Below are 24,213 nucleotides of genomic sequence, written 5' to 3'. Positions count from 1 at the left end.
GGATGAAGGTCAAGCTCACTCTGCACCGGCCTGGTGTGGCGCCGGCGGATGTGATCATCACAGCTGACTCCACGGCCACCGCAGGTGACGTCGCGCGGCACATCGCCGACGCCGACCCAGCGCGTTCGATCATCGCGGGTGAGCACGACGTCTTGACGTTGGCGGTCGCTCCGCCGACCGCCGACCGAATGGAACCGCTCCAGCACGACATCCCCATCGGCGAGGCACCGATCGGGTCCGGCTTCGCCGCAGCGGTGGTGAACCTGGGCCCGGACGCCGAGGCGACCGGCTCGCGGCGCAAGAGCGTCGGCGTGCTGCGCGCGATCGACGGTCCGGTCCGGGGACAGGCGTTTCCGCTGGTCACAGGCCACGCCTCGATCGGCCGTGGACCCGAGAACGAGATCGTGCTGGCCGACCCGATGGTCTCCAAGCGCCACGCCCGCATCGAGGTCGACCGCTCCGTGGAGCTGGTCGACCTCAACTCCGCCAACGGTGTCGTCGTCGACGGCACCCAGGTCTCCCGCGTACGTCTGGCGCCGGACACGCCCGTCGTGATCGGTAGCACCACGCTGGTCATGCAGCTATCCCAGGACTTCCTCGACACGGTCGAGGACCCGGTCCTCGAGCGCGGTGGCGGCCTGCTCTTCAACCGCAGCCCGCGGGTCGACGTCCGCTACCCGGGCACCGAGCACCCGCCGCCGTGGATGCCGACGGAGATGCAGAAGAAGCTCTTCCCGTGGTTCGTGCTGATCGCACCGATCATCATGGCGCTCTCGATCTACGCGATGACCGGCCGCGCGCGGGCGCTGCTCCTGGTCGTGATGACCCCGATGATGGCAGTCGGCAACTACATCAACCAGCACCGCCAGGCCGGCGCGAAGCAGGACCACGAGATCGAGCTCTTCGAGCGGCAGTTCGAGAAGCTCGAAGAGGTCTTCTACCGCAGCAAGCCCGAGGAGGAGCTGGCGCGCAACGAGGAGGTCCCCGCGGTCGCGGAGGTCTTCGAGCAGGCGATGCAGCTCGGTCCGCGGCTGTGGACCCGGCGCCCTGAGCACTGGAACTTCCTGGCCGTACGTCTCGGCACCACTCGCGCCCTCTCGCGCAATACGATCGCGGAGCGCGACACCCAGAACGGCCTGCCCGAGTTCATCGAGCGGATCGACCGGCTCAAGGAGCGCTACAAGTACGTCGACGACGTACCGCTGCTGGAGTCGCTGCCCGCCGTCGGCTCCGTGGGTGTCGCCGGGCCCGCCGGCCCCGCGGCCGACGCGATGCGCGGGATCGCGGTGCAGCTCTTCGGTCTGCACGCGCCCAACGAGGTCGTGACCGTCGCCTTCGCCGACCCCGACTGGGTCGAGGAGTTCGAGTGGCTCAAGTGGCTGCCGCACACCACCTCCGAGACCAACCGGTTCAAGGACATGCCGCTGGCCGACTCCGCGCCCACGGCCAACGCCCTGCTCAGCGCGCTGGAGGAATACATCATGCGCGCCGGGCGGACCGCGGAGCACCGCGGCCCGTTCCCGGAGAAGTGGAACCCGATGCAGTACGGCACCGACGTCGCTCGGGCCGGCGAGGAGACCAACGCGCGCGTGCAGGTCTCCATCATCGTCTTCGTCACCAACGACGCCCCGGTGGACCGTGCCCGGCTGGTCCAGGTGCTCGAGCGCGGAGCCGACGTCGGCGTACACGCTGTCTTCATGTCCTCCACCGTCGAGGCGCTGCCGGCGGTCTGCCGCAGCTACCTGGACGTCAGCGACGGCCTGGAGCGCGCCACCGTCGGCCTGGTCCGCAACGGCGACCTCTACGAGGGTGTCACCGTCGAAGGCGTCTCCAACGCCTACATGGACATGTTCGCCAAGCGGCTCGCGCCCGTCGTGGACGCCAGCACCGTCGTCCACGACTCCTCCGACCTCCCGAACTCGGTCGGCTTCCTGTCCCTGGTCGGCAACGAGGTCGCCGAAGACCCGCACTCCGTCGTCGAGCGCTGGGCGCAGAACAACTCCATCATCGACCGCTCCGACCGGCCCCGGCCGCGCCTGAAGAAGGCCGGGAACCTGCGCGCCATCATCGGCCAGGGAGCCTCGGACGCGATGACGCTGGACCTGCGTACGCAGGGCCCGCACGCCCTGGTCGGCGGCACCACCGGTGCCGGTAAGTCCGAGTTCCTGCAGGCGTGGGTGCTCGGCATCGCCTCGGCGCACTCGCCCGACCGGGTGACGTTCCTCTTCGTCGACTACAAGGGCGGCTCGGCCTTCGCCGACTGCATCGACCTGCCGCACTGTGTCGGTCTGGTGACCGACCTGAGCCCGCACCTCGTACGCCGCGCGCTGACCAGCCTCAAGGCCGAGCTGCACTACCGCGAGCACCTGTTCAACCGGAAGAAGGCCAAGGACCTCCTCGAGCTGGAAAAGCGCCAGGACCCGGAGTGCCCGCCCGCGTTGGTGCTGGTCATCGACGAGTTCGCCGCTCTGGCCGGCGAGGTGCCCGAGTTCGTCGACGGTGTCGTCGACATCGCCCAGCGAGGCCGCTCGCTCGGTATCCACCTGATCATGGCGACCCAGCGCCCGGCCGGTGTCATCAAGGACAACCTGCGGGCCAACACCAACCTCCGCGTCGCGCTGCGGATGGCCGACGAGACCGACTCCAAGGACGTCGTCGACGACCCGGTGGCGGCGTCGTTCCCGCCGTCCCTGCCTGGCCGCGGCATCGCGAAGACCGGTCCCGGTCGCCTGACGCCGTTCCAGTCCGCGTACGCCGGTGGTTGGACCCGCGAGGACGAGGTGGTCACCGCTGATGTGAAGGTCGCCGAGCTCAAGTTCGGTTCGATCACCGAGTGGGAGCCGGAGCGTCCGCCCGAGAGCGACTCGCACGACGAGGATCTGGGTCCCAACGACCAGAAGCGGATCGTGGCCACCCTGATCAAGGCCTCGGCCACCGCCGGCCTGATGACCCCGAGGCGTCCGTGGCTCGACGACCTGGCGCCCGTGGTCGACATGCGCGACCTGCCGCTGGAGGGCGACGGCCAGATCCTGCTGGGTCTCGCCGACATCCCGGAGCGTCAGCAGCAGAACGCGGTCTACTTCTCTCCCGACCGGGACGGCTCGCTGCTCATCTTCGGCTCGTCCGGTTCGGGCAAGTCGACGCTGCTCAAGACGATCGCGACCGCCGCCGGTGCCCGTCCGGAGCTCGGCACGGTGCAGGTCTACGGTCTCGACTTCGCCTCCGGCGCGCTGGGCGCGATCGAGCGTCTCCCGCACGTCGGCTCGATCATCGACGGCGACGACGCCGAGCGTCTGCAGCGGCTGATGCGCACGCTCGAGCGGGAGATGGACCGCCGCTCCGAACTGTTCTCCAAGGCCGCGGCCGCGAACCTCACCGAATACCGCGAGATCGCCGACGCCTCGATGCCGCGCATCCTGCTGCTGATCGACAACTACCCCGAGTTCAAGAAGGAGTGGGAGATCGCCGCCGGTCGCGCGCCGTTCTACCAGTCCTTCATGCGAGTCCTCGGTGAGGGCCGCCCGCTCGGCATCCACGCGGTGATCACCGCCGACCGGTCCGGGTCCGTCCCGACGGCCGTCTTCGCGAACATCCCGCGCCGTGTCGTCATGCGGCTCTCCGACCCGAGCCAGTACGTCCTGGTCGGAGCCCCCAAGGACGTACTCAACGAGCAGTCGGTGCCCGGCCGCGCCGTCGTCGACAAGGCCGAGGTCCAGCTGGCCGTGCTCGGTGGCACGACCAACGTGGCCGAGCAGACCAAGGCTCTCGACGAGCTCGTCAGTCAGCTGCGCGCCCAGGGTGTTCCCGAGGTCGGCGAGATCGGCGCCCTGCCGACGAAGATCTCCAGCCGGGCCATGCCGGCCCAGGCCAACGGGCAGCCCGTCTTCGGTATCGCCGACGACACCCTGTCCGCCCGCGGCTTCGACCCGATCGGCTCGTTCATCATCACCGGACCGCCGCAGTCGGGTAAGACGAACGCCCTCAAGGCGCTCGTCGAGTCCGTCGAGCGCTTCGACCCCGAGGTGAAGCTGTTCCACCTCGGCAGCCGTCGCGCCATGCTCGGCGACTTCCGTCCCTGGGTACGCAGCGCCACCCGTCCCGACGACGAGAAGGCGCTCGTCACCGAGCTCGCCGAGATCGTCGCCGACGAGTCCTTCCCCGGCCGCATCATGATCGTCGCCGAGGACATGACCCACCTGGCCGACGGTCCCGCCGACCGTCCGATGCGCGCCCTGCTGCAGGCCATCAACAACTCCGACCACCTCTTCATCGGCGACGCCGACGTCACTCGAGCCGGTGGCGGCTCGGGCGTCATGGGTGAGTGGAAGGCCGCTCGCCAGGGCATCGTGCTCAAGCCGGACACCTACGACGGCGACACGCTGTTCAAGGTTCCGTTCGGCAAGCTCAAGCGCACCGACTTCCCTGCGGGCCGCGGAATCTTCGTCCAGGCCGGGCGCACGGTGACCATGCAGATGCCTCTCGCGAGCGACTCCGAGGGCTCTGCGTGACGTCTGTATGAATCTCTGCATGAATCCGACAACGAATCCGTCTTTACCCTTCACAACCTCGTGAAAGGTGGCCTACGGTGGCCAGCGGCGTGCTGACGTGCGTCACCTCATGAAATCCCGGGAAAGGTAGTAACCGATGAGTGACTTCGGCGCAACGTACGACGAGATGACCGGCACCGCCGACAAGCTCGACCAGGGCAAGGACACGATCGAGTCCGCCCTCGATGAGTGCCAGGGCTACGTGGACGAGCTGGTTCAGGACGGGTTCAAGACGGAGAAGGCGTCGGGCAAGTTCCAGGACGGCTACCAGGAGATGACCACTGGCCTCAAGGAGGCCATTGCTGGCGTCGAGGACATGGCGCAGGCTCTGCGTGACATGGCCACGGCCATCCAGGACCTGGACTCGCAGCTCGCCGGCGGCTGAACCGCGGCGTTGGTCAAGATGGTGGGCCGGCATCTGTGGGCCCACCATCATCCGTTTCGGCCAGATGCCGCGGTGTCGACTCCCACGGATGCGCTGCTGCGATTCCCAAACAGGATCAGCAGAGACTTTACTTTCAGAGATGTTTAGAACTGGACGTAGCGGGTAGGAGTACCGCGACGACGTTGATCGCCCGAATCTCGGACCACCACGCTCGGGATGACGGTGTCGGCTCGTCGGGATCACGCTTCACGACCATGTGATGCGTGAGTGATGGTGACGAACGGCGCCGCAACGGGTGTCGTGTAATGAAAATTGCGGGAAAGGCAATGATCGATGAGTGACTTCGGGGCAACATACGACGAGATGACCGGCACCGCCGACAAGCTCGACCAGGGCAAGGACACGATCGAGTCCGCCCTCGATGAGTGCCAGGGCTACGTCGACGAGCTCGTCCAGGACGGGTTCAAGACCGAGAAGGCGTCGGGCAAGTTCCAGGACGGCTACACGGAGATGACCACGGGTCTGAAGGACGCCATTGCTGGTGTCGAGGACATGGCGCAGGCTCTGCGTGACATGGCCACGGCGATCCAGGACCTGGACAGCCAGCTCGCCGGCGGCTGAGTTACAACGCTTGCCAGATGGTGGGCTGGCGTCTGTCGGCCCACCATCTTCCATTCTCGGTCCCGCGCTACGGTGACGATCCCCGCTGGCGCGCTTCTGCAACCACGTGAAAGGTGCGTGTCATGGCGGACATTCTGATCAAGATCGCCGAACTCGAGACGGTCAAGAGATCGTTGGACTCGATCGTCGATGAGTTCGAGAACGCCACCGACAGTTCGGAGGACCTCGAGGCTGACATCGGCGATCCGTTCGACAGGAGTGAACTGCGCGACAAGGCGTGTGACTTCGAAGAGCGCTGGGACGACAAGCGCAACGACCTCAAAGACAGCTTGAAGAAGGTCAGTGAGCACATCAAAGGTGTTATCGATGGGATCGAGGATTGGGACAGCGAGACTGCCCTTCAGTTCCAGCCCAAGAAGTAGAACCTCTTAGTCTTCATTGCTCCTGACGGAAAGGAAAACTCATGTTCGGTGGAATGCCGGATTCCCCGAAGGGGCGCGAGATCAAGACGGTCGAGGGCTCGCCATCGGGGATCATTGCGCGTGGGACCAAGATCGAAGAGCTTGGCAAGAAGATGGACACCGCTGCAGACACGCTGCGGACCATCAAGGAAAACACCTTCGCCGGCGGTGAGCAACAGGGCAAGGCCATCGAGAAGCTCCAAGAAACCATTGGTGACTCCTACAAGGTTCTCGAGGAGGCCGCCGATCTCTACAAGCCGGTAGGTCCGGTGATCGTCAAGTACGGCGAGATGCTGGAGACCTACAAGCCGATCATCGACAGATCAGCCTCGACCTGCCGCGATCTCTGGGACACCTACGACGCTCTTCCGGGCGACAAGGACGACAGCATGACCGAGGATGACGGTGGCATCCTCGGCATCGGTGACACCGACAAGGAAGAGGCGGCCGAAAACAAGGCCAAGAAAGCAGCCTACGACGACTGGGAAGACGAGGCCGAGCGCTTCGACACCTGGTATGACGTGTGGGAGGACGGCTTCGATGAGGCCGTTAACGGCATCTCAGACGGACTCGCGGGTGCTATCGAAGATAGCACCTGGGACAACATCGGGGACTTCATCAACGCGGCCTATGAGGTTCTGACGTGGGCAGCCCTGATTATTGCGGTGGTCGCGATCTTCTGTACCGGCCTTGGCGCACTGGCCGCCATTCTCGCTCTGCTTGCGTTCGGTCTGTCCTGCATCAAGTTCGCCTACGGACAACAGAGTCTGGGCCAATTGGGCCTGGACGCGTTGGGCATCATTCCTGTCACAAAATTGAGCAATGTGACCAAGCTTGGGCACCTGATCAACATTGGTGCTCGAGAGGGCAGCAACGTCGGAAAGGCAGGATCCAAGGTTTGGGGTGCGATGGCCAAGGGGCCCATCGGGGATCTGACTAAGGCGGCTCGGGCTAAAGATGCCCTGGGAATCAGAAGCGGATCTGAAATGCTTGAGCAGTTGATCGGCAAAAACGCCAAAAACTTCCGCACCGACAACTTGAAGATGTACATCGGAAACTACCAGGGCCTGAAAGCGGGCCTGGGCGAATTCCGCAAAATAACAAACTTCGAGTTCCGAATGCAGCAAATTGGAACAACTCTCGGCACCGTCGGAAATGCCGGCAAGCTCACCCAGGGAACTGATCATTTCGACCCCATTCCGATCGACATTCCTGAGGTCAAGATTCCCGGTATGCCTGCATGGGTTAGCTTCTAGACCGTTTGACTGCGACAGAAATCCAGAGGTGCCGAAATGGCAAAGTGGACAGTAGAACTGGTTGAAGACCTTGATGTGCCGGGTTGGATCCCCGTCCCCGAAGGATTGACGCCACTTGAGCGTGAACAGTGGATTGCAAGTACTTCGGAGTCACTTGGGTACCTCATTGGTACACCGCGATGGGACGGAGAGACGTCAACGTCGGAGGATATTCGTGCACTCTTGCAGATGTCTCTCGATGAACGAGAGCGGTCCGACGCATACGCGATGTTTCAGGTATGGCCGGTTATGTCGGCCGCAGCAGTGACATGCCACTTGTACGTCGTGGAAACCGAGTCTCTACCGGATATTACGAAGTGGGGCGGAGTCCTCCACGCAGCCAACGCTGACCATATCGGTCCAGGCGTCCAGTTGTCCGCCCGCAATGAGTTGCTCTTCGACGGCGGAGTTGTCTTGCTGGAATCGGTGAATTACTTGTTCACTGATGGTGAGGTCTCTCTGTTGTTAGGCGTGGATGAGTGCATTCCGCAACTTGCCGCATCGGTCGTTCGCGGTCTGTCTATCCTCAAAGACCTCCTTCGAATGGTTCGTGAAGACGGAAAAGTCTTCGAGTCGGTCCTTCTGCCAGGCGCGCCGATCGACGAGTCTTGGCCGATCGTGGAAATCGGGGCGGCGCAGTGAATCTACGTGATGAGCTTGGCGTGCGTAAGTCTGTGGATTTCTCGATTCAACTTCCGCGTGGCTGGTCGCGCTTCGACATTGATGGAGGGCGCGACATCCTGCTCGCCGGAATGAAGAAGCGATTTATGGAAGGGCATCGGCCAGATCTTTACGCCGATGCCAAGGTGACGTTTGACAAGGCGTTCGAAGGAATGCGGGCCAATGGTGTCTTCGCGTTCTTCGCTCCGGCGGTTGATGATCCCGGCTCCACAATCATCCCAGCGTCGATCAATGCGTCAATTCGTACAGCATCGCCGGCGCAGCCCTTGGACAAACTGGTCCACGATGCAATCAAGAGGTTCGGCGCAAAACCGCTGTTTGGCGACCCTAGAACGATACGCTTCGAGCGTGAGCGGGTAGTCGATCTCGGCGGAGAATCGGTAGTGAATCACTCGCTGGTCTATCTCACTCCGGTTCCAGGCACGCAGCGGCGCGAGGCATTGCAACTCGTTGCGGGATTCGCGCGGACTCTGGATATCGAGGCGGATTCGCCTCCGATAGTCGCGACGCGGGTCTTACTGGATTCATGCGTTGCGACGCTCAGTTGGCCACGCTCGACGGTTTGACGTATTCTCAGCCCTTTGAACGACGGAAGGCTCCAAGTGCTATCTTCAAGAAAAGGTCCATCCGCTCGTGAGTGGGCAAAGACGGCCAACATCGGGACACCTGTGAAGTGGGGTGACCTCGAGCGGGAGATCATTTCGCTGAGACTTGTGCCGGAAGAAGGGGTGGGTAGGCCAAACCTGCTGCTAGGCCTGGTCATGATTCTGACGAGCCTAGTGCTTTCGGTGTTTTTTCTTTCTCCTGCACTCGGAGCAGTTTTCGTTGCTTGGGCAACCATGGTCGATTCCCGTGGGATGCAGGAAGGTCTCGTGACTCTTGCCATCTTCATGTTCGTTGTATCCATCGTGGTGACCGTAACGTCGATTCGTACGTGGTGGAGCACGCGGTCTCGTTCGACGGTGTCAATTCTGGGCGGGATAGTCGTGATCGTTTCCGTCGTCGCGACCTTTGCTGTTGGTTTGTCGTACGACGGTGAACTCCCTGGATCATGGCTCGAAGTGCTGGCCGCCGCCGCAGGATTCCTGGGGATCGCCACTGTCCTGCTGAACCTGGCGTCAAACCGGGCCAAGAGCAGCGAGGGTCCGAAGTCGGGCAGGGAGCAACGGCGCTACGATGCGGCGCGTGAAGAAGTTGTGGACGTTCTTGTCGAGCGCGGGCTTGTCGTTTTGACGCCGGATCAGCGGCGGAGGATGCAGCGGATGCGTGTCGGAACTTGGCACAAGTTTGACGCCCAAGGTCGCGTATAGATGACCTAAATGCCAATCATCGAATGGAGTCAGTATGGGGTCGGAACGAGGCAGAAGCGCTGAGATCGGCGCATCTGCCGATATGGTATTTCGTGCAGCTCTTGGTATTGCGCAGAATGATGAGATGTGCGAGGTCAAGGCTGCCCACAATGAGGGTCACGCGCTGATCCTGTGGCGGAGAACCAAGGCGCTCTCGTGGCCCAAGCTCATTATGATTCGCGCCGTCGAGAATGGCTCGGGATCATCGGTGAGCGTTGCGGTCCAGAGTCTTCCGGAGGGTGCTGGAGGCCTGATCGACGGCCGTCGCAACGCAAAGCTCGTCGACGAGTACATTCGTGGCATTCAGGATGTGTTGAGTGGTGCTATCAGTGCACCCGCGAGGGCGGTGGTGTCGCACTATGTTCGCGATGACGGCACGGAAGTTCCGTGGGATGACCCGGATGAGTTTCCGGGCTTCTGAGTCTTCTCCGAAGCCCCGTCGGATCTTACAGAATTGGGATCTCGTCGGTGGCGAGCCGCCGTGGCGCGCCGCATCTTCTTGTCGCGAGGGCGATGTGCACTGAGCGAATGTAGTCTGCCCTCGGTTCCGGCCGCTCGTGCCATCAGTTGTTGATGCATCGGTGAGTGTCAGGTACGCCCGCGATGGCGACCGCTGGCCGTGGCGGGGCGGATAGAACAAGAACTGCATATGAAGATGGCAACGAATCCGTTAATACGCTTCACAAGCCTGTGAGGCGTGGCCTACGGTGACCAGCGGCTGCCCAACGGGCACCGTGTAATGGAATCGCGGGAAAGGCAATGATCGATGAGTGACTTCGGGGCAACATACGACGAGATGACCGGCACCGCCGACAAGCTCGACCAGGGCAAGGACACCATTGAGTCCGCGCTGGACGAGTGCCAGGGTTACGTGGATGAGCTGGTTCAGGACGGGTTCAAGACGGAGAAGGCGTCCGGTAAGTTCCAGGACGGCTACACCGAGATGACCACGGGTCTGAAGGACGCCATCGCTGGTGTCGAGGACATGGCGCAGGCTCTGCGGGACATGGCGACCGCGATCCAGGACCTCGACTCGCAGCTCGCCGGCGGCTGAGTCACAGCGATCGTCAGGATGGTGGGCTCGCACCTGTGGGCCCACCATCTGCCCGTCTCGGGCGTCTCCGGCAGGTGCTGCGGTGTCGACTCCCGCCGCGCGATGCGACCTCTCAACCAGGTCAGCAGAAATCTTTACTTTCGAAGATGTTTAGAACTCGACGAAGTGGGTAGGACGACCGTGACGATGTCGAACACCCGGATCTCGGAGCATGTCCGTGAAGATGGTGTCGGCTCGTCGGGTCAGCTCGTCACGACCATGTGACGAGCTGGGTACGGTGACGAACGGCGCTGCCATGTGCCGTTCGACAGAATCGCGGGAAAGGCGATGATCGATGAGCGACTTCGGGGCAACATACGACGAGATGACCGGCACCGCCGACAAGCTCGACCAGGGCAAGGACACCATTGAGTCCGCGCTGGACGAGTGCCAGGGCTATGTGGACGAGTTGGTCCAGGATGGGTTCAAGACGGAGAAGGCGTCGGGCAAGTTCCAGGACGGCTACACCGAGATGACCACGGGTCTGAAGGACGCCATTGCTGGTGTCGAGGACATGGCGCAGGCTCTGCGCGACATGGCCACGGCGATCCAGGACCTGGACAGCCAGCTCGCCGGCGGCTGATCTATTCGCTTGGTTGGGTGGGGCGGAGCATGCGCGGTCGCCCCACCCGAGGCGACATTTCGGCACGTTGACCGGGCAGATGGCGGAAGATCGAAGGGAAGCTTGCGGTGGCGGACGTCAGGATCAAGATCGAGACACTCTCGAGGATCGCGACACAGCTGGACTCGATTGTCAGCGAGTTCGAGAATGCGACGAGCCAGTCGGAGGAGCTCGAGGCGGACATCGGCAATCCGTACGGCCGCGGCGACCTCCGGGACAAGGCACAGGACTTCGAGGAGCGCTGGGACGACAAGCGCGATGAGCTCAAGGACAGCCTGAAGGAGCTCCACGAGCACGTCAAAGGCGTGGTCGACGGGTTCGAGAACTGGGACAGCGAGACTGCCCTCCAGTTCCAGACCAAGTAGGACGTTCGACCCGCAGCGCGGTGGCTGCGGCGGGGCGGACGGTTCAGGACACTTGACGGGCTCGACGAAGGAGCACATGAGCCATGGATTCATCACCTAAGGGCAGAGAGATCAGGACTGTCGAGGGCAACCCCTCGGGCATCATCGAGCGCGGCGACGCCATCGAGCGTCTGGGCGAGATGATGAAGTCCTGTTACGAAGAGCTGAAGAAGATCTCGGAACACGATCTCGCCAACGGCGAGATGGACGGCAAGGCTGTCGAGAAGCTTCAGGACAAGATCGGCGACTCCTACAAGACCCTCGAAGAGGCCAGCGCGCTCTACACGCCGGTGGGCCCGATCATTGCGAAGTACGGCCAAGAGCTTCAACAGTGGCAGCCGTTGATCAGGTCACAGGTCGACACCTGCGAGGACCTGTGGGCCAAGTACGACGGCATGGAAGGTGCGCCGAACCATCTTCCGGGCGCTGGCCCGAAGGAAGGCAGCCCGGAGGCGCAGCAGGAGGAAGACGCTGCCGAGGCGAAGGAACAGGCCCGCAAGGACTGGGAGAACGCCGCCGAGACCTGGGACGGCTACTACGACTCCTGGGAAGACGCGTACGACGCTGCCGTCAGCGGCATCGGTAACGAGATGTCCGGGAAGATCGAGGACGGCTTCTGGGAGGTCCTCGACGACATCATCGCCGTCCTGGAGATCGTTGCAATGGTGCTCTTCGTGGCGAGCCTGTTCATCGCGGGACCGCTGGCGGCGATCGCGATGGCGGTGTCGGCTCTGGTGCTTCTTGCGAAGACCATCCAGTTCTGTGCCGGAAAGTGCTCAGCCTTGGACCTGACGCTAGCTGTTCTCGACGTCGTGCCGTTCGGCAAGTTCGGAAAGATGGCCGATGCGATCACTGATCTGGGCGCTGGCGCATCCAAGTTCGCCAAGTTCTCGGCTGGGTACAAGGCGGCGGGTGGCGTCGGGGACGCCGTCAAGTTCAAGGCCTTTCCGGACATCATGACCAGCCTTCACGCCGGTCTCGACGTCGGCGACTTCACGCGCATCAGCTCGTACAGCAGGATGTGGGCCGCTGGCCTCGACATCCAGGGAGCGTTGGCGAAGCAGACCAACTCCTTCTACAGCACTGTGAACACGATCCAGGATCTGCCCGACTCGGCCGGCGACATCTTCGCCTGAGCGATCGATCGACCATACTGACGTGCGCTGCTCGGAGCTTGTAATCAAATCGGAGGACGACCATGGTCGGAACGTGGCGAGCTGAAGGAATCTACCCACAACGCGAGTGGACATTTGTTCCCAGCGACCTGGGGCAGGGCGCCGACGCGTGGGTGTCGACCGAGTGCGCTCGTGTCCGGGAGTGGTTCGGCAGCAACGCGAGCCGGCAGTTCGACGAGGACGTACGCCGCATCCTGACGGATTCCCTCGCCAGCATCGGTGAGCCCGGCAGGCTGGTCACCATGCTTCACTGGCCGATGACGGTCCCGATCGCCAGCCGCGTCAGAGTAGTCCTTGCAGAGGCTGGCGACCTGGACGTCAAGGCCTGGGAGAAGTCGGGTTTCGACGTCGATGAGTGCATCGGTGCGGCGATGGGCCCCGGCATCAAGTGCGTCGCATCGCGGGACGAGACCGTCGACGGACAGGATCTGCACCTGTCCACAGCGGTCTATGCCTTCAGCGGCGAGACCGGTGGCGTGGGTCTGATCGTGGAGTCCGGTCTGCCGTTGGCCTTCCAGCTCACGATCACTCGGATGCCGGTCATTCTCTCAAGTCTTTCTCTCCTCGACCCGGACGGTCGTCCCTTCGAGGCCAGCCCGGTTCCGGGTCTCACACGAAACCACGTTGACGAATGGGAGCACCTTTCCAATGCCTAAGGCGGCAGCGATTGATCCGGGTAACTGGGCAACGGTGCACAGCAACTTCGATCGCTTCGACATCAACGAGCTGAATCGAGTCGTTCTCGACTACGGGCAGATCGAGCTGGAAGCAGCTGAGAGGAAGCGTCGCCGCTCGGGTGCGGCGAACCTTGCTGCGAAGTTGATGTTCTGGGTCGCGCTCATCGGTCTGGCCGGACCGCTGTTCTCCGTGGCGATCTTTGCCAGTGGCGGAGGTACTAGGAAACTCTCCGAGGACTTCTCGCCGGGCTTCGAGGTCCCGTGCGTCTACATCGGCTGCGCGCTCGGCTTCCTCGCCCTGCTCTACCACTTCGCGCCGTGGGTCCGGTCGACTCACCGGCAGTGGGACCGATCCCTGTTCGGGTTCTCGGTCTTCGTACTAGTCTCGACCGTCCTGCTTCTGGTCCTGATCTTCATGAGCGACGCGGATGCCTATCCGCGCGTTCCCCTCGTGATCGCACCGCTGTTGCTGCTGGTGTTCGGCATCGCGGTGATCGTCGCGGAGTTCCGGCTCTACTCGAAGGAGAAGCCGCCGGCGGTCGACGTCAACGCGTTGACGTCGGACGAGATCGACACGCTTCTCGCCTTGAGGCGTCAAGCACTGACCACGCTTCGCTCGCGTTCCATCGTTTCTTACGACGAATTCGATGCACTGGACCGTAGTCCTCTGACTGCTAGTGCTGACGGAAAGGCTTGAAATGTCCGGGAACAGTGCAAGTTCGTTGAGGGAGATGCTGGGCGCGCCCAAGGACCCGGAGTTCCACCTGAAGCTCCTCGATGGCTGGGAGCGCCACGTTCCGGACGCCTCCGACCGGGAAGCGATCGACGCCGAGATCAAGCGGCGCTGCATGGAGGCCAACCGGCCCGATCTGCACGCGCACCTTCGGATGCAGATGGATCAGGCGTTCTCGCTCATGAAGCAGCAGAACGTGATCGCCTACTTCGCGCCCACGGCGGCGCCGACCGGCGACGTCTACATCCCGGGTTCCATGTTCGCCACCATCCGGCGCGCGCCCAACGGCGAGAGCCTCGACGGCTATGTGACACACGCGATCCAGACGTACGACGCCAAGCCCCTCTTCGGCGACAAGCGATTCATCCGCTTCGAGCGCGAGTCGGCGAAGGATCTCCAGGGCGGCTCGATCGTGATGACCTCGATCGTGTACGTGACCCCGATCCCTGGGTCGAAGCACCGTCGCGGTCTTCAGCTCACGGCATCGGTCGCGCGTCCTGTGGAGATGTCGGCGACAGACCCGTTGTTCATCGGCTGGAAGACGGCGTTCGACGTGTGCGCCTCGTCGCTTCGCTGGTCGCCGCCGCGGGCATAGCTGCGAAACGTTGACAGGCTGTCGACGGCCGCAAGTGCGCTAGCGGATCTGGTCGGCCACCATCACCGCAGCGACGGCCAGACTTCCGATGACGAAGACCGCGCCGACGACGGTGAGGCTGCCGAACGCGATCGGGTAGAACCACCGCTCGAAGCTGTTCAGCGGCAGCTCGTTGTTGAACGGCCCCTTCGGGTCGTACATCACTTCGACGTCGTCCCCGGTCTTCATGTCCGGGGCAGCGCCCTCGCTGTGGCCGTAGTAGCTGCCGCCGGTCTCGGGAGCGGTGAACGTGTAGTTGACGTTGTATCTCGTGGTGCCGGGTCCACCACCGAGATTCACATTCCAAGCCCGGGTGATGCGCGCGGTCGTCCGGGCCCAGTCGCGACTGTTGAGGGCCCTTCGCCAAGCATCTCCGAAGTTGAGGTAGCCCGCCGCGCCGATCGCGATGCCGGCGATGACGCAGAAGGTCAGGCCGATGACGTCATCCAGTCCCATGCTCGCGATGTTCCTCTCTGCGCTAGGCCGAGATCAGGCCCAGGGAGGCGAGGACCAGGAAGATCCCGATGCCGCCGAAGACGATGTAGGTTGCGCCGTAGTTGATCACGCGTCCGACGACGGAGCCGCCGTAGACGGTGTCGCTCGAACTCGGCTCCTCGGGGTCGTAGATGACCTCGACGATGTCGCCGACCTTCGGGTTCGCCAGGTGTTCCACCTCGCCGATGTGCCGGATTCCGGCGGAGTCACGGTATTCGTAGCGTGCATGGACGGACGTCTCGGTCGAGGTCGTACCGGTGGCCGATGACGGGCGCTTCTTCTTCCAGACGTGGTGAATGGTCGCCTGCGTCCGGGGCCAAGTGGCCAGCCGTCGCCGGCGGCGTACGAGATGAATCGTCAGCCACGCCGGGAGGATCAGCATCGCGATACCGATCAGCAGGGCGGCGACGGCGCCAAAGCTCATGATTGCTCCACTTACCCGAGGTCGAGGGCTTCACCTTAGTCTGCGGCGACCGGCTGGGGCCGGGGCCGGGTCGCGGCAGGGGATCGCTACCCTGAGCCTCCCTTACTCATCTACAGACGGCGGGATGTGAACGGTGGCTCGGGGTTTGGCAGCGATGGCGATCGCCACGGCAGCAATGGTTTCTGGTTGTGCGGTCGGTCCGCCGTCGAAGGACTTCGCGACCGGCGACGCGGTCTTGGCGCTGCGGGTGAAGGAGGGCGGCGAGGACTCGAGCCATCTCGTGCTCGTCTCGGCAGAGGGGAAGGCGAGGTCGATCGAGCTCGACGAGGTCGAGGGTGCCGGAATTTCCTGGACGGAGCATGGGATCACGACCTCCGACCCGTCGCACGACTACGTGATCGATGAGGCCGGTCTGACTGCGAACGAGCGGACGAGCGGCGGCGACGAGCTCGAGACGCAGCAGGAGTGGTATCGCGTGCAGGTCGGCGCGGGAACGCTGGTCGGCTTCAGCCCCGAGGACGGGTCCAAGGACCCGTTCGTGACCTACATCGACGGAGACAGTGGCAAGGCGACGACGCGGGTGTCTCCGTACGGCCAGACGTCTACTGCCGCAGTGTGCGGGGACCGTGTCCTCTCCTCCGGAAGGGGCACCGACACCAAAGCCTTCGAGGACGACAGCGAGTCCATCCCGGAGAGCCAGTGGGACCGAGCCGCGCTGACGTCTGCGTACCCGCACGACGGCGCGGACATCCTGAGCGCCTTGGAGCCCTCGGCCTTCCCGGGCACCACATCCCCCTGTGTCGAGGGCATCGTCTACGAGGGGTGGGAGAGCGACGATGACAAGCACTTCATTCGCGTCTGGAACACCGCGAAGGGGACGCCCGCGGAGCAGGTTGCCGTCGACCACGAGATCGTCTATCCGGCGGACGACAACTCATCGCGCATCGGCGGACCGCATCGGGTGACGGTCTCGGACGGGCAGCTCTTCTGGGTCGTCGACCACAGGATGTGGAGCGCACCGTTGCCGACCACCGAGGCTGCGCCGATCCAGGCTCGCGAGGTCGGTTTCCTGGAGGGCTACGTCGGGATGGACGCCGAGGTGATGACGTACGCGTCGAATGCGGTCTACACGGTCGCCGATGACAGTGAGCTCCACGAGCGCAAGTGGTCCAGGTCCAGGCGCAGCGATCGCGTCTGGACGGAACTGACGGAGCTGACCCTGCTGCGTACGGATCTGGGCAGCTGGAAGTCGTCCGTGGCGCTCGACGTGGATCTGGAGGACGTCGACTTCCCGACCAAGGACGTCCAGGTCACCGCGCTGGCGATCAACCCGGAGTGGCTGGCCGAGAAGGGCGAGTGAAGCGGTGTTACGAAGGTCACCGCGCGACACGCCGAAGTAAAGAACGCCCGGCAACGGCTGGAGTTGCCAGGGTGACGCGTACCTCTCGATCTCGGGAACATTCACTGTTGAAAGGCTTCTTCATGCGTACTCGCACCACCGTCCGGACCTGCCGACTGGCCGCCGTGGGCCTCAGCCTCGGTCTCGCGCTCACGATGACCGCATGCGGTTCCGAGGACACCGACAGCGACGCGGACGCCGCGGTCGAGGTCGAGTCCAGCGCACCGGCATCCGAGTCTCCGTCAGCGGCGCCCGCGGGCGCCGAGACCGAGGTGAAGATCGGGAAGACGCTGAAGGACCCCGACATGGGTGACACGATCGAGGTCGTCTCGGCGGTCCGCGACTTCCCGTCGACGGAGGAGGCGGACCTCATCGCCGAGGGCGGCGAGGTGGTGCTGCTGCAGGTGAAGATCAAGCCCGGCACGGAGTACGGCGGCCGGATCTCCGAGGGGAACTTCGAGATCTCGTGGGACAACGGCGGTGATTTCGAGAGCTCCGACACCCGTCTGATGACCGAGGAGCTGACCGCCGCGAAGCGTACGCCGCTCGAGGACGTGCAGCGGCGCGACGGCGGTGAGCACACCGGCTGGATCGCCTTCCAGGTGGAGGAGAAGGCCGACACGTACCTCATCGAGTACGAGCGCGACGGCGCGAAGGTGATCGGCTCGGACAAGACCATCGCCGAGTTCACGGAGCAGGTGGAGATCCCCGCCTCGTGAGGTGACCGCAGCCCGTTCGGCGGAGACCGGCTATGTCGATGGCAGGTCTCCGCCGAGGCTCGTTAGGATCTGGGCGTCCGTTGTCTCGGAGAGGGGACTGAAGGTGCATCCTGGGGCACGTCGTCGCGTGGGGCTCGTTTCCGTTGCCAGCCTGGCGCTCGTCGCAACCGCCTGCTCGGGCGATCTGCCGGCGTCGGTCGAGGAGGGCACCGAGGTCGCCGTCGCGTGGCGAGGCTCCCTGACGAGCACCAACCCGGCGAGCGCCGGCAGCGTGACCGATGGAAACCTGGACATCGCATCGCTGACGCGCGGAGCGTTCGGCACCCTCATCGACGACACCGTCGAGATGGACGAGACGTTCGGCAAGGTCACGATGGAGGGCGAGAAGCAGGCCCGGGTGCGCTACGACCTGGCCGAGCCCACCTGGTCCGACGGGGTTCCGATCGACACGGCCGACCTGATGCTCGCCTGGGCGGCCACGTCCGGCTACTTCGGCACCGCCCAGGAAGGCAGCGACGGGACGGTCGACTTCGGCGCGGTGCCGACGGGCCTGACCAAGAGCGCCTACATCCCCGAGGTCGACGAGGGCGCGCGCGCCATCGAGGTCCCACTGGTGGTGCCGGTGGTCGACTGGCGTACGGCTCTGGACGTCGCCGTCCCGGCACACGTCGTCGGGCAGAAGGCGCTGAAGATCGAGGACCCGATCGAGGCCAAGGAGGTCGTCGAGACCGCGATCGAGGAGTCCGACACCGCGAAGCTGACCAAGATCGCGGAGGCGTGGAAGACCGCCTTCACGGTCGCCGAGGACGGCAAGGCGTCCGAGGAGGCGCTGCTGTCCAGCGGGCCCTACCGGATCGCGAAGATCACGGCCGGCGAGGCCGGCCAGGAGGTCGACCTCGAGGCCAACCCCGAATATGCGGGTGAGGCCAGGCCGACCTACGAGCAGGTACGCCTCACCCCAGCCAGCGCCGACGCGCTGGCCAGCCTCGGGGAGAAGGTCGACGTCGTCCAGGTCACCCCGACCAAGGGCAACCGGAAGCAGGTGCGCGACCTCGAGCGTCGCGACTACGGCGTCGAGACCGCCAACGACGGCACCATGTGGGCGCTGATCCTCCGCACCGACCGCGGCCTGTTCAAGCGCAAGGAGACCCGCACGTCCTATCTGCGGGCCGTGCCCCGGGGCGACATCGCCGAGGGCGGCGCGGGCGAGTGGGCCGAGGCGTACGAAGCCACCGACGTCGTGCTGTTCCCGCCGGGTGGCGAGGGCTACGAGATCGCGACCGAGGACTCCGGGTTCTCCACGAAGTTCAAGGCCTCGGAGGACGCGACGGCTCCCCGCGGTGCGAGGGTGTGCATCGCGTACGACAAGTCGAACGCCTTCGCCTCGGGCGCCTACGACACCATCGCCAACGTCGTCGACGACGAGGGCTGGTCCACCACCGACTGCGGTGTGTCCGGGGCCGACAAGGTGCTGTCCGGCAACAAGTGGGACGCCGTCCTCGCCAGGATCCCGATCCCGCAGACGCCGGAGGAGATCTCGGCGCAGTGGGGCAGCAAGGGCAGCCAGAACGCGACCGGCGGCGGGGACCGCGAACGCGACCGGCTCATCAGCGAGCTGGCCCGCACCGCCGATCCCTACGAGGCCCGCGACGTACGCGTCCAGATCGAGAAGACGCTGGTCGCGGACTCGATCGTGGTGCCGATCGTGATGAACCCGACCGTGACGGTGATCGACAAGAAGGTCGACAGCGTCCGCCCTCGGTCCGGGCAGGTCGCTCCGCTCGTCTCCACCATCGTCGAGTGGTCGCCGACCAAGAAGTAGACGACTTTTCGACTTTTTGAGTGGTTGGTTCCCGCGCCCCTTGCATAGGGTGCGGGCATGACGACGCTTCATCCCGGGGCAGTGTTCGGACACTACCGCCTGGACCGCATCCTCGGCGAAGGTGGAATGGGCGTCGTATACGACGCATTCGACACCAGGCTCGAGCGCCAGGTCGCGCTGAAGATGGTGCACGCCCATCTCGCCGACCGGCAGTTCATCGACATGTTCATCCGCGAGGGCCAGACCCTCGCTCAGATCAGGTCGCCCCACATCATCGCGATCTACGACATCGGCGAGCAGCAGGGCAGCCCGTTCATCGTCACCCAGTTCATCAAGGGTGGCGACCTGTCCGGCCTCGTACGTTCGAAGGGGCCGTTGGCTCCACACCTGGCGTGCCTGGTCAACGCGCAGGTCGCGGGGGCGCTCCACGACGCTCACCAGGTCGGGATCATCCACCAGGACGTGAAGCCGTCGAACGTGCTCGTGCGCAACCCGGCGAGCCCTCTCGACCCGTTCGCGTTCCTCTGCGACTTCGGGATCGCGACCTCCTCCTCCGACTCGCCCGCAGGCGGGATCACGGGCACGTGGAACTACCTGGCGCCGGAGTACATCCGCGACGAGCGCGACGCCCAGGGCCGCCCGATCACGCCGGAGCCCTCGCGAGACATCTACGCCGCCGGCTGCATGCTGTGGTTCTCGCTGACCGGCAAGATCCCGTACGCCGGTGAGGCCGTGCAGGTGGCGATGGCGCACCAGAACGCGCCGATCCCACAGTTCGTCGGCACCGACGAGTGGACTCGAGAAGCCAACCGGATCCTGCAGCTCTCGATGGCGAAGGACCGGCGCAACCGCTACCAGAGCGCCGCCGTGTTCAAGGACGACCTGCTGAAGCTGCGCGAGATCACCGCTCCGCCGCAGCTCCTGCCGGCGCCGTCCATGACCAACCCGAACCCCGTGCCGATCCTGGTCGCAGCGGTGCGGGCACCGTCCGAGAGCGAGGCCATCCTGATCGAGGAGGCCGCGCGGCCGTCCAGGATCACCCCGCTCCGGGTCGGGGCGGCGATGGTGGGCGTGGCCGCCCTCGGGGTCGGCGGAGCTCTGGCGATCACCCGGCCCTGGGTCGAGCACGGGCCCGAGCCCATCGTGCCGACCGTCAAGGGCGCTGCGTACGCGGACGTCAACGGCGACAAGTTCGGGGACGTGGTCACCAACGTCCAGAACCCCGACGGCAAGGGCGTCGACGTGGTCACCTGGAAGTCGGACGGCCGCACGCTGACGCCGTCGAAACCCGTCACGTACGACGACCCTGCCCTCCCCGAGGACAACGACGGTGGCGAGGTGTTCCCGCTCTGCGCCGACTTCACCGGCGATGGGAAGAACTCGTTCATCACCTTCGTGCGAAGCGAGAAGGGCTTCAACTTCCACGGTGACCTGGAGGGATCCCTCAAGGCGCCGGCGGGAGTCGTCGAGCAGGGCAAGAAGATGGCCGGGTCGACGTTCTACTACGACCTGGGCGTCGACGACTTCGACGGTGACGGTGTCGCCGACCTGTTCATGGCCACGACCTTCGGCAACCCGGACCCGGACCTCGACAGACAGGGCAGAACGGTCGGGGACGGCGCCATCTGGGTCTATCGCGGCACCGGGTCGGGGTTTGCGGAGCCGACACAGTTCGCGGCCTATCCGGCTGCCACCAGGGAGCAGGTCGTGGTGGGTGAGTTCACCGGTGACGAGAAGGCTGATCTGGTGGTGCTGAATCGAGCTGCAGGTGAGCCTGAGGACAAGACACTCACGACTGGAACCTCCGAACTGGACCTATATCAGGGAGACGGGGCCACCATCGCCGAGGCCAAGTCGTTCTCCTTCAAGCACAAGGGGATCAGCTCGATCCTCGCCGGGGACGTCGATGACGACGGCCGGGACGAGATCGTCGTCGCAGAGTCCGGCCGAGGCGAGGGGCAGACGATCACGATCGGGACCTTCAGCGACGACCTGGCCGAGTTCTCGATCGCCACTCGCGGAAAGCTTCCCAAGCCTCGCAACACCCTCAAGACCACCAGCAGGTATCCCGTGACTCTCGCTGACGTGAACGGGGACGGGCTGACCGACGTGATCGCGGCCTCCCAGGACACCAGCGACAGCCCCTACACGTTCTACGTGGCTTTGGCAGCGAAGGAAGGCTCGTTCCAGGGCCATGAGCTGGCGACATGGAAGTCGTCACCCGAAGACGTGCGTCGATACAACATCATGGGAGGAACCATCGGATGAGCGATTCCAACGGAATCCCCGACAACAACCCTCGCGGGCCCCAGCCTTCCTTCGAGCGCCCGGCCGTCGACGACCCCGACAAGACCACGATCCGGCCGCGGATCGCTCGACCCGACGGGCCTACCGGTACGCCGCCTCCGCCGCCCCCACCGCCGCCGACCCGGACGCCACCCCCGCCCCCTCCGCCTCCGGCGCAGACCCCGGCGCAGACCGCGACGCCGGTGCCTACGCAGGCGCCAGGACAGCCCACGCCACCCCCGCCCCCTGCGGCCCAGGACACCCCCGGGATGATCGGGCCCTACCGGCTCGAGCAGCAGGTGGCGTCCAACGACAACGCCGTCGTCCACAAGGCGACCGACACCCGGCTCAACCGAGCGGTCGCCATCAAGGTCCTCCTCGGGCGGAGCGCGCGCGACCCCGAGTTCGTATCGAGGTTCGACAAGCAGGCCACGCTGATGGCCAAGCTCGACTCTCCCCACATCATGGGCGTCTACACCAACGGCAGGACCAGCGACGGCGCTCCTTATCTGGTCTCCCAGTTCGCCGACGGCGGCGACCTCGGCTCGCTGCTGAAGGCTCGCGGCCGGCTGCCTGGGCCGATGGCCGCCGACATCTGTGCCCAGATCGCCGACGGCCTGGCGGCGATCCACTCGCCGGAGGTCGGGGTCGTGCACGGCGACGTGAAGCCGTCGAACATCTTGCTGCGGGACGGCAACACCCCGCCGTACGCGTACCTCTCCGACTTCGCGGCGGCGCGTGCTGACGACTCGGCCACGGCCCGGCCCGGTATCCACTCCGGTGCGTGGGACTACCTGGCGCCCGAGCGCGGCATGGGGGCGCCGGCGAGCCCGGCCAGCGACCTCTACTCGCTGGGCTGCCTGTTCTACGAGCTGGTCACCGGGGAGGTGCCCTTCACCGGGGCGAACGACGTCGAGACCGCGATGGCCCACAGCGCCCAGCCGATCCCCACGTTGCCCGGTCGGGACGACTTCACCCTGCAGGCCAACGACCTGCTCTCCGGTCAGGGCGGCCTGCTCACCAAGGACCCGGCCGCGCGGTCCAGCGATGCCGTTCGGGTCCGGGACCGGTTCGCGGCCATGGCGGGGCGTCAGATGGGGTTCGCCTCCGGGGCGACCGTCACGCTCAAGCGCGCCAAGACCAAGTGGTGGGTTGCCGCGGGGGCGGCAGCGGCGGTCTTCGTCGCAGGCGGCGCCGCGCTCGGGATCACCCTCACCACCACGGAGAACACCCCTGAGAAGCCCAAGCCCGCCGTAAGTGGAGACATCACCGGAGACCGGCTGGGCGACCTGGTTCTCGGTGCGCCCTTCGGTGACATCAACTACAACTGGGACACCAACGCCGCCACCCTGTTCGCCTCGACGGGCAAGGGTTTCAAGGCAGGCACCGGCAAGAACCTCAAGTTCGGCAACTTGCTCGGTGACCTGGATGCTGATGGTCGAGTCGATGTGGTTCAGGTCTCCGGCGTCGGGTCGACGTTCAGCGTCGATTCCAGCGCCAAGGACCAACCCGACGGTTCCATCCAGGTTCCTGCCTCGGGCAAACGCCTGGCGATGTTCTGCGCCGACTTCAACGGGGACGGCCGCGACGATGTCGCCATGACCTCGGTCGGCAACGGCACCAAGCTGCCCGCGGACGACGCCGAGCTCGGAAAGCTCGAGGACCTGAAGTTCCATGTCACGGTCACGCTGAGCAAGGCCGACAACACGTGGGCCAAGAGCGCCGACTGGTACACCGGTCCGTGGAAGGGCACCACGTTCGACATCAACTTCGAGGTCGCCGACCTCGATGGCGACAAGCGGGCCGACATCGTCATGGGCGCGAAGGAGGCCTCGCCGGCCGCCGCGGTTCTGCTGATGAGCCAAGGCTCAAAGCTCACCAAGACCGTACTCAAGGTGCCCGGACCGGACGGTGATCGGGTTGCCGGGTCGTCGAGCTTCGCCGACGTCACTGGTGATGGGAAGGACGAGATGATCACCCGAGAGATCGTGAACCAGAAGTGGGTCATCCGCGTCTACTCCTACGATCCGAAGGGCAAGAAGTTCGTCTCCGAGCCGTCGTGGGACCTCGACGACCCCGTCCGGAACGACGACGCGCTCAGCGGGTCTCAGATTTTCGCGGTCGCCGACGTCAACGGCGACGGCCGGGACGACCTGGTCAACCCGCTGCGTGCAGGTGACGGGGACTACGAATACCTCAACAAGGCCTCGGTCATGATCTCCGGCAAGGACGGGTTCACCGTCGAGACCTGGGAGATGCCCGGCGCCGACGAGTTCATGACCCACCCACCGTTGCGCAAGGCGTCCAACAACAACGGCACCGGAACGCTCTAGATCCCCCGCCCGCCGACGAGAACGGCCCGCGACCTGAATCAGGTCGCGGGCCGTTCTC

General features: G+C 64.8%; 23 protein-coding genes. 21 read left to right on the top strand and 2 right to left on the bottom strand.

All coding sequences use genetic code 11. From position 1 onward, the window contains the following. Positions 1-2: 2 nt before the first annotated feature. The 16 genes from OG984_RS19190 to OG984_RS19115 all read left to right on the top strand — a co-directional run bounded on the left by OG984_RS19190 (position 3) and on the right by OG984_RS19115 (position 14,638). On the top strand, positions 3-4,508 hold the full coding sequence (locus OG984_RS19190; protein ID WP_328527802.1) for an FtsK/SpoIIIE domain-containing protein: 4,506 nt from the start codon (positions 3-5) through the stop codon (positions 4,506-4,508). 136 nt (positions 4,509-4,644) lie between these two features. After that, positions 4,645-4,932 carry a WXG100 family type VII secretion target gene (locus tag OG984_RS19185; RefSeq protein WP_328527801.1) on the top strand — a complete coding sequence of 96 codons (288 nt, stop codon included), beginning with the start codon at positions 4,645-4,647 and terminating at the stop codon, positions 4,930-4,932. A 333-nt stretch (positions 4,933-5,265) separates the two neighbouring features. Next, the gene (locus OG984_RS19180; RefSeq protein WP_008356172.1) at positions 5,266-5,553 is read left to right on the top strand and encodes a WXG100 family type VII secretion target; all 288 of its coding nucleotides are present in this window, start codon (positions 5,266-5,268) and stop codon (positions 5,551-5,553) included. Between the two features lie 122 nt (positions 5,554-5,675). Next, positions 5,676-5,975, top strand: a complete 300-nt coding sequence (locus tag OG984_RS19175) for a hypothetical protein (protein ID WP_045548176.1) — start codon at positions 5,676-5,678, stop codon at positions 5,973-5,975. Positions 5,976-6,016: 41 nt separating this feature from the next. Beyond that, a complete protein-coding gene (locus OG984_RS19170) occupies positions 6,017-7,270 on the top strand; it encodes a hypothetical protein (protein ID WP_328527800.1) in 1,254 nt (417 codons plus the stop codon). A gap of 36 nt (positions 7,271-7,306) precedes the next feature. Next, on the top strand, positions 7,307-7,951 hold the full coding sequence (locus OG984_RS19165) for a hypothetical protein (RefSeq protein WP_328527799.1): 645 nt from the start codon (positions 7,307-7,309) through the stop codon (positions 7,949-7,951). 20 nt (positions 7,952-7,971) lie between these two features. Continuing rightward, the gene (locus OG984_RS19160) at positions 7,972-8,556 is read left to right on the top strand and encodes a protein TPRXL (protein WP_328527798.1); all 585 of its coding nucleotides are present in this window, start codon (positions 7,972-7,974) and stop codon (positions 8,554-8,556) included. Between the two features lie 15 nt (positions 8,557-8,571). Further along, positions 8,572-9,300 (top strand): hypothetical protein, encoded by a 729-nt coding sequence (locus tag OG984_RS19155; protein ID WP_328527797.1) that lies wholly within the window; start codon positions 8,572-8,574, stop codon positions 9,298-9,300. A 124-nt stretch (positions 9,301-9,424) separates the two neighbouring features. After that, positions 9,425-9,760 (top strand): hypothetical protein, encoded by a 336-nt coding sequence (locus OG984_RS19150; protein ID WP_328527796.1) that lies wholly within the window; start codon positions 9,425-9,427, stop codon positions 9,758-9,760. Between the two features lie 345 nt (positions 9,761-10,105). Continuing rightward, complete coding sequence (locus OG984_RS19145) at positions 10,106-10,393, top strand: WXG100 family type VII secretion target (protein ID WP_008356172.1); 288 nt, start codon at positions 10,106-10,108, stop codon at positions 10,391-10,393. Between the two features lie 334 nt (positions 10,394-10,727). Further along, positions 10,728-11,015: a WXG100 family type VII secretion target gene (locus tag OG984_RS19140; RefSeq protein WP_008356172.1), complete on the top strand. Its 288-nt coding sequence runs from the start codon at positions 10,728-10,730 to the stop codon at positions 11,013-11,015. Between the two features lie 107 nt (positions 11,016-11,122). Continuing rightward, positions 11,123-11,419, top strand: a complete 297-nt coding sequence (locus OG984_RS19135) for a flagellar protein FlgN (protein WP_328527795.1) — start codon at positions 11,123-11,125, stop codon at positions 11,417-11,419. Positions 11,420-11,502: 83 nt separating this feature from the next. Then, a complete protein-coding gene (locus tag OG984_RS19130; RefSeq protein ID WP_328527794.1) occupies positions 11,503-12,594 on the top strand; it encodes a hypothetical protein in 1,092 nt (363 codons plus the stop codon). Between the two features lie 62 nt (positions 12,595-12,656). Beyond that, complete coding sequence (locus OG984_RS19125; protein ID WP_328527793.1) at positions 12,657-13,289, top strand: hypothetical protein; 633 nt, start codon at positions 12,657-12,659, stop codon at positions 13,287-13,289. Next, positions 13,282-14,007 (top strand): hypothetical protein, encoded by a 726-nt coding sequence (locus tag OG984_RS19120; RefSeq protein WP_328527792.1) that lies wholly within the window; start codon positions 13,282-13,284, stop codon positions 14,005-14,007. Before OG984_RS19125 ends, OG984_RS19120 begins: the two co-directional genes overlap by 8 nt. Before the next feature lie 34 nt (positions 14,008-14,041). Then, a complete protein-coding gene (locus OG984_RS19115; protein ID WP_328532373.1) occupies positions 14,042-14,638 on the top strand; it encodes a protein TPRXL in 597 nt (198 codons plus the stop codon). A gap of 39 nt (positions 14,639-14,677) precedes the next feature. Here the strand turns inward: OG984_RS19115 and OG984_RS19110 are convergent, their stop codons facing one another. Together OG984_RS19110 and OG984_RS19105 are read right to left on the bottom strand one after the other, a co-directional pair. Continuing rightward, positions 14,678-15,133 carry a DUF3592 domain-containing protein gene (locus OG984_RS19110; protein WP_328527791.1) on the bottom strand — a complete coding sequence of 152 codons (456 nt, stop codon included), beginning with the start codon at positions 15,131-15,133 and terminating at the stop codon, positions 14,678-14,680. 22 nt (positions 15,134-15,155) lie between these two features. Next, positions 15,156-15,596 (bottom strand): DUF3592 domain-containing protein, encoded by a 441-nt coding sequence (locus OG984_RS19105; RefSeq protein WP_328527790.1) that lies wholly within the window; start codon positions 15,594-15,596, stop codon positions 15,156-15,158. Positions 15,597-15,750: 154 nt separating this feature from the next. On the opposite strand from OG984_RS19105, the gene OG984_RS19100 reads away from it, so the two are divergent. The 5 genes from OG984_RS19100 (at position 15,751) to OG984_RS19080 (ending at position 24,155) form a co-directional block, all read left to right on the top strand. After that, positions 15,751-16,956: a hypothetical protein gene (locus OG984_RS19100; RefSeq protein WP_328527789.1), complete on the top strand. Its 1,206-nt coding sequence runs from the start codon at positions 15,751-15,753 to the stop codon at positions 16,954-16,956. 122 nt (positions 16,957-17,078) lie between these two features. Continuing rightward, positions 17,079-17,714: a transcriptional regulator gene (locus tag OG984_RS19095; RefSeq protein ID WP_328527788.1), complete on the top strand. Its 636-nt coding sequence runs from the start codon at positions 17,079-17,081 to the stop codon at positions 17,712-17,714. A gap of 127 nt (positions 17,715-17,841) precedes the next feature. After that, positions 17,842-19,536, top strand: coding sequence for an ABC transporter substrate-binding protein (locus OG984_RS19090; RefSeq protein WP_328527787.1), 1,695 nt, complete (start codon positions 17,842-17,844; stop codon positions 19,534-19,536). Positions 19,537-19,593: 57 nt separating this feature from the next. Beyond that, a complete protein-coding gene (locus tag OG984_RS19085) occupies positions 19,594-21,804 on the top strand; it encodes a protein kinase domain-containing protein (protein ID WP_328527786.1) in 2,211 nt (736 codons plus the stop codon). Further along, positions 21,801-24,155 carry a protein kinase domain-containing protein gene (locus tag OG984_RS19080; protein ID WP_328527785.1) on the top strand — a complete coding sequence of 785 codons (2,355 nt, stop codon included), beginning with the start codon at positions 21,801-21,803 and terminating at the stop codon, positions 24,153-24,155. The genes OG984_RS19085 and OG984_RS19080 overlap by 4 nt, the downstream gene beginning before the upstream one ends. Positions 24,156-24,213: the final 58 nt, after the last annotated feature.

The organism is Nocardioides sp. NBC_00368, from assembly GCF_036090055.1.
Taxonomy (GTDB): Bacteria; Actinomycetota; Actinomycetes; order Propionibacteriales; family Nocardioidaceae; genus Nocardioides.
This window is presented reverse-complemented; position numbering and strand designations above follow the sequence as displayed.

What these genes read in the sequence shown, in the direction of transcription:
- OG984_RS19190 (WP_328527802.1), top strand. Translation starts at nt 3, where the DNA reads ATGAAGGTCAAGCTCACTCTGCACCGGCCTGGTGTGGCGCCGGCGGAT.
- OG984_RS19185 (WP_328527801.1), top strand. Translation starts at nt 4,645, where the DNA reads ATGAGTGACTTCGGCGCAACGTACGACGAGATGACCGGCACCGCCGAC.
- OG984_RS19180 (WP_008356172.1), top strand. Translation starts at nt 5,266, where the DNA reads ATGAGTGACTTCGGGGCAACATACGACGAGATGACCGGCACCGCCGAC.
- OG984_RS19175 (WP_045548176.1), top strand. Translation starts at nt 5,676, where the DNA reads ATGGCGGACATTCTGATCAAGATCGCCGAACTCGAGACGGTCAAGAGA.
- OG984_RS19170 (WP_328527800.1), top strand. Translation starts at nt 6,017, where the DNA reads ATGTTCGGTGGAATGCCGGATTCCCCGAAGGGGCGCGAGATCAAGACG.
- OG984_RS19165 (WP_328527799.1), top strand. Translation starts at nt 7,307, where the DNA reads ATGGCAAAGTGGACAGTAGAACTGGTTGAAGACCTTGATGTGCCGGGT.
- OG984_RS19150 (WP_328527796.1), top strand. Translation starts at nt 9,425, where the DNA reads ATGTGCGAGGTCAAGGCTGCCCACAATGAGGGTCACGCGCTGATCCTG.
- OG984_RS19145 (WP_008356172.1), top strand. Translation starts at nt 10,106, where the DNA reads ATGAGTGACTTCGGGGCAACATACGACGAGATGACCGGCACCGCCGAC.
- OG984_RS19140 (WP_008356172.1), top strand. Translation starts at nt 10,728, where the DNA reads ATGAGCGACTTCGGGGCAACATACGACGAGATGACCGGCACCGCCGAC.
- OG984_RS19130 (WP_328527794.1), top strand. Translation starts at nt 11,503, where the DNA reads ATGGATTCATCACCTAAGGGCAGAGAGATCAGGACTGTCGAGGGCAAC.
- OG984_RS19125 (WP_328527793.1), top strand. Translation starts at nt 12,657, where the DNA reads ATGGTCGGAACGTGGCGAGCTGAAGGAATCTACCCACAACGCGAGTGG.
- OG984_RS19120 (WP_328527792.1), top strand. Translation starts at nt 13,282, where the DNA reads ATGCCTAAGGCGGCAGCGATTGATCCGGGTAACTGGGCAACGGTGCAC.
- OG984_RS19115 (WP_328532373.1), top strand. Translation starts at nt 14,042, where the DNA reads ATGCTGGGCGCGCCCAAGGACCCGGAGTTCCACCTGAAGCTCCTCGAT.
- OG984_RS19110 (WP_328527791.1), bottom strand. Translation starts at nt 15,133, where the DNA reads ATGGGACTGGATGACGTCATCGGCCTGACCTTCTGCGTCATCGCCGGC.
- OG984_RS19105 (WP_328527790.1), bottom strand. Translation starts at nt 15,596, where the DNA reads ATGAGCTTTGGCGCCGTCGCCGCCCTGCTGATCGGTATCGCGATGCTG.
- OG984_RS19100 (WP_328527789.1), top strand. Translation starts at nt 15,751, where the DNA reads ATGGCGATCGCCACGGCAGCAATGGTTTCTGGTTGTGCGGTCGGTCCG.
- OG984_RS19095 (WP_328527788.1), top strand. Translation starts at nt 17,079, where the DNA reads ATGCGTACTCGCACCACCGTCCGGACCTGCCGACTGGCCGCCGTGGGC.
- OG984_RS19085 (WP_328527786.1), top strand. Translation starts at nt 19,594, where the DNA reads ATGACGACGCTTCATCCCGGGGCAGTGTTCGGACACTACCGCCTGGAC.
- OG984_RS19080 (WP_328527785.1), top strand. Translation starts at nt 21,801, where the DNA reads ATGAGCGATTCCAACGGAATCCCCGACAACAACCCTCGCGGGCCCCAG.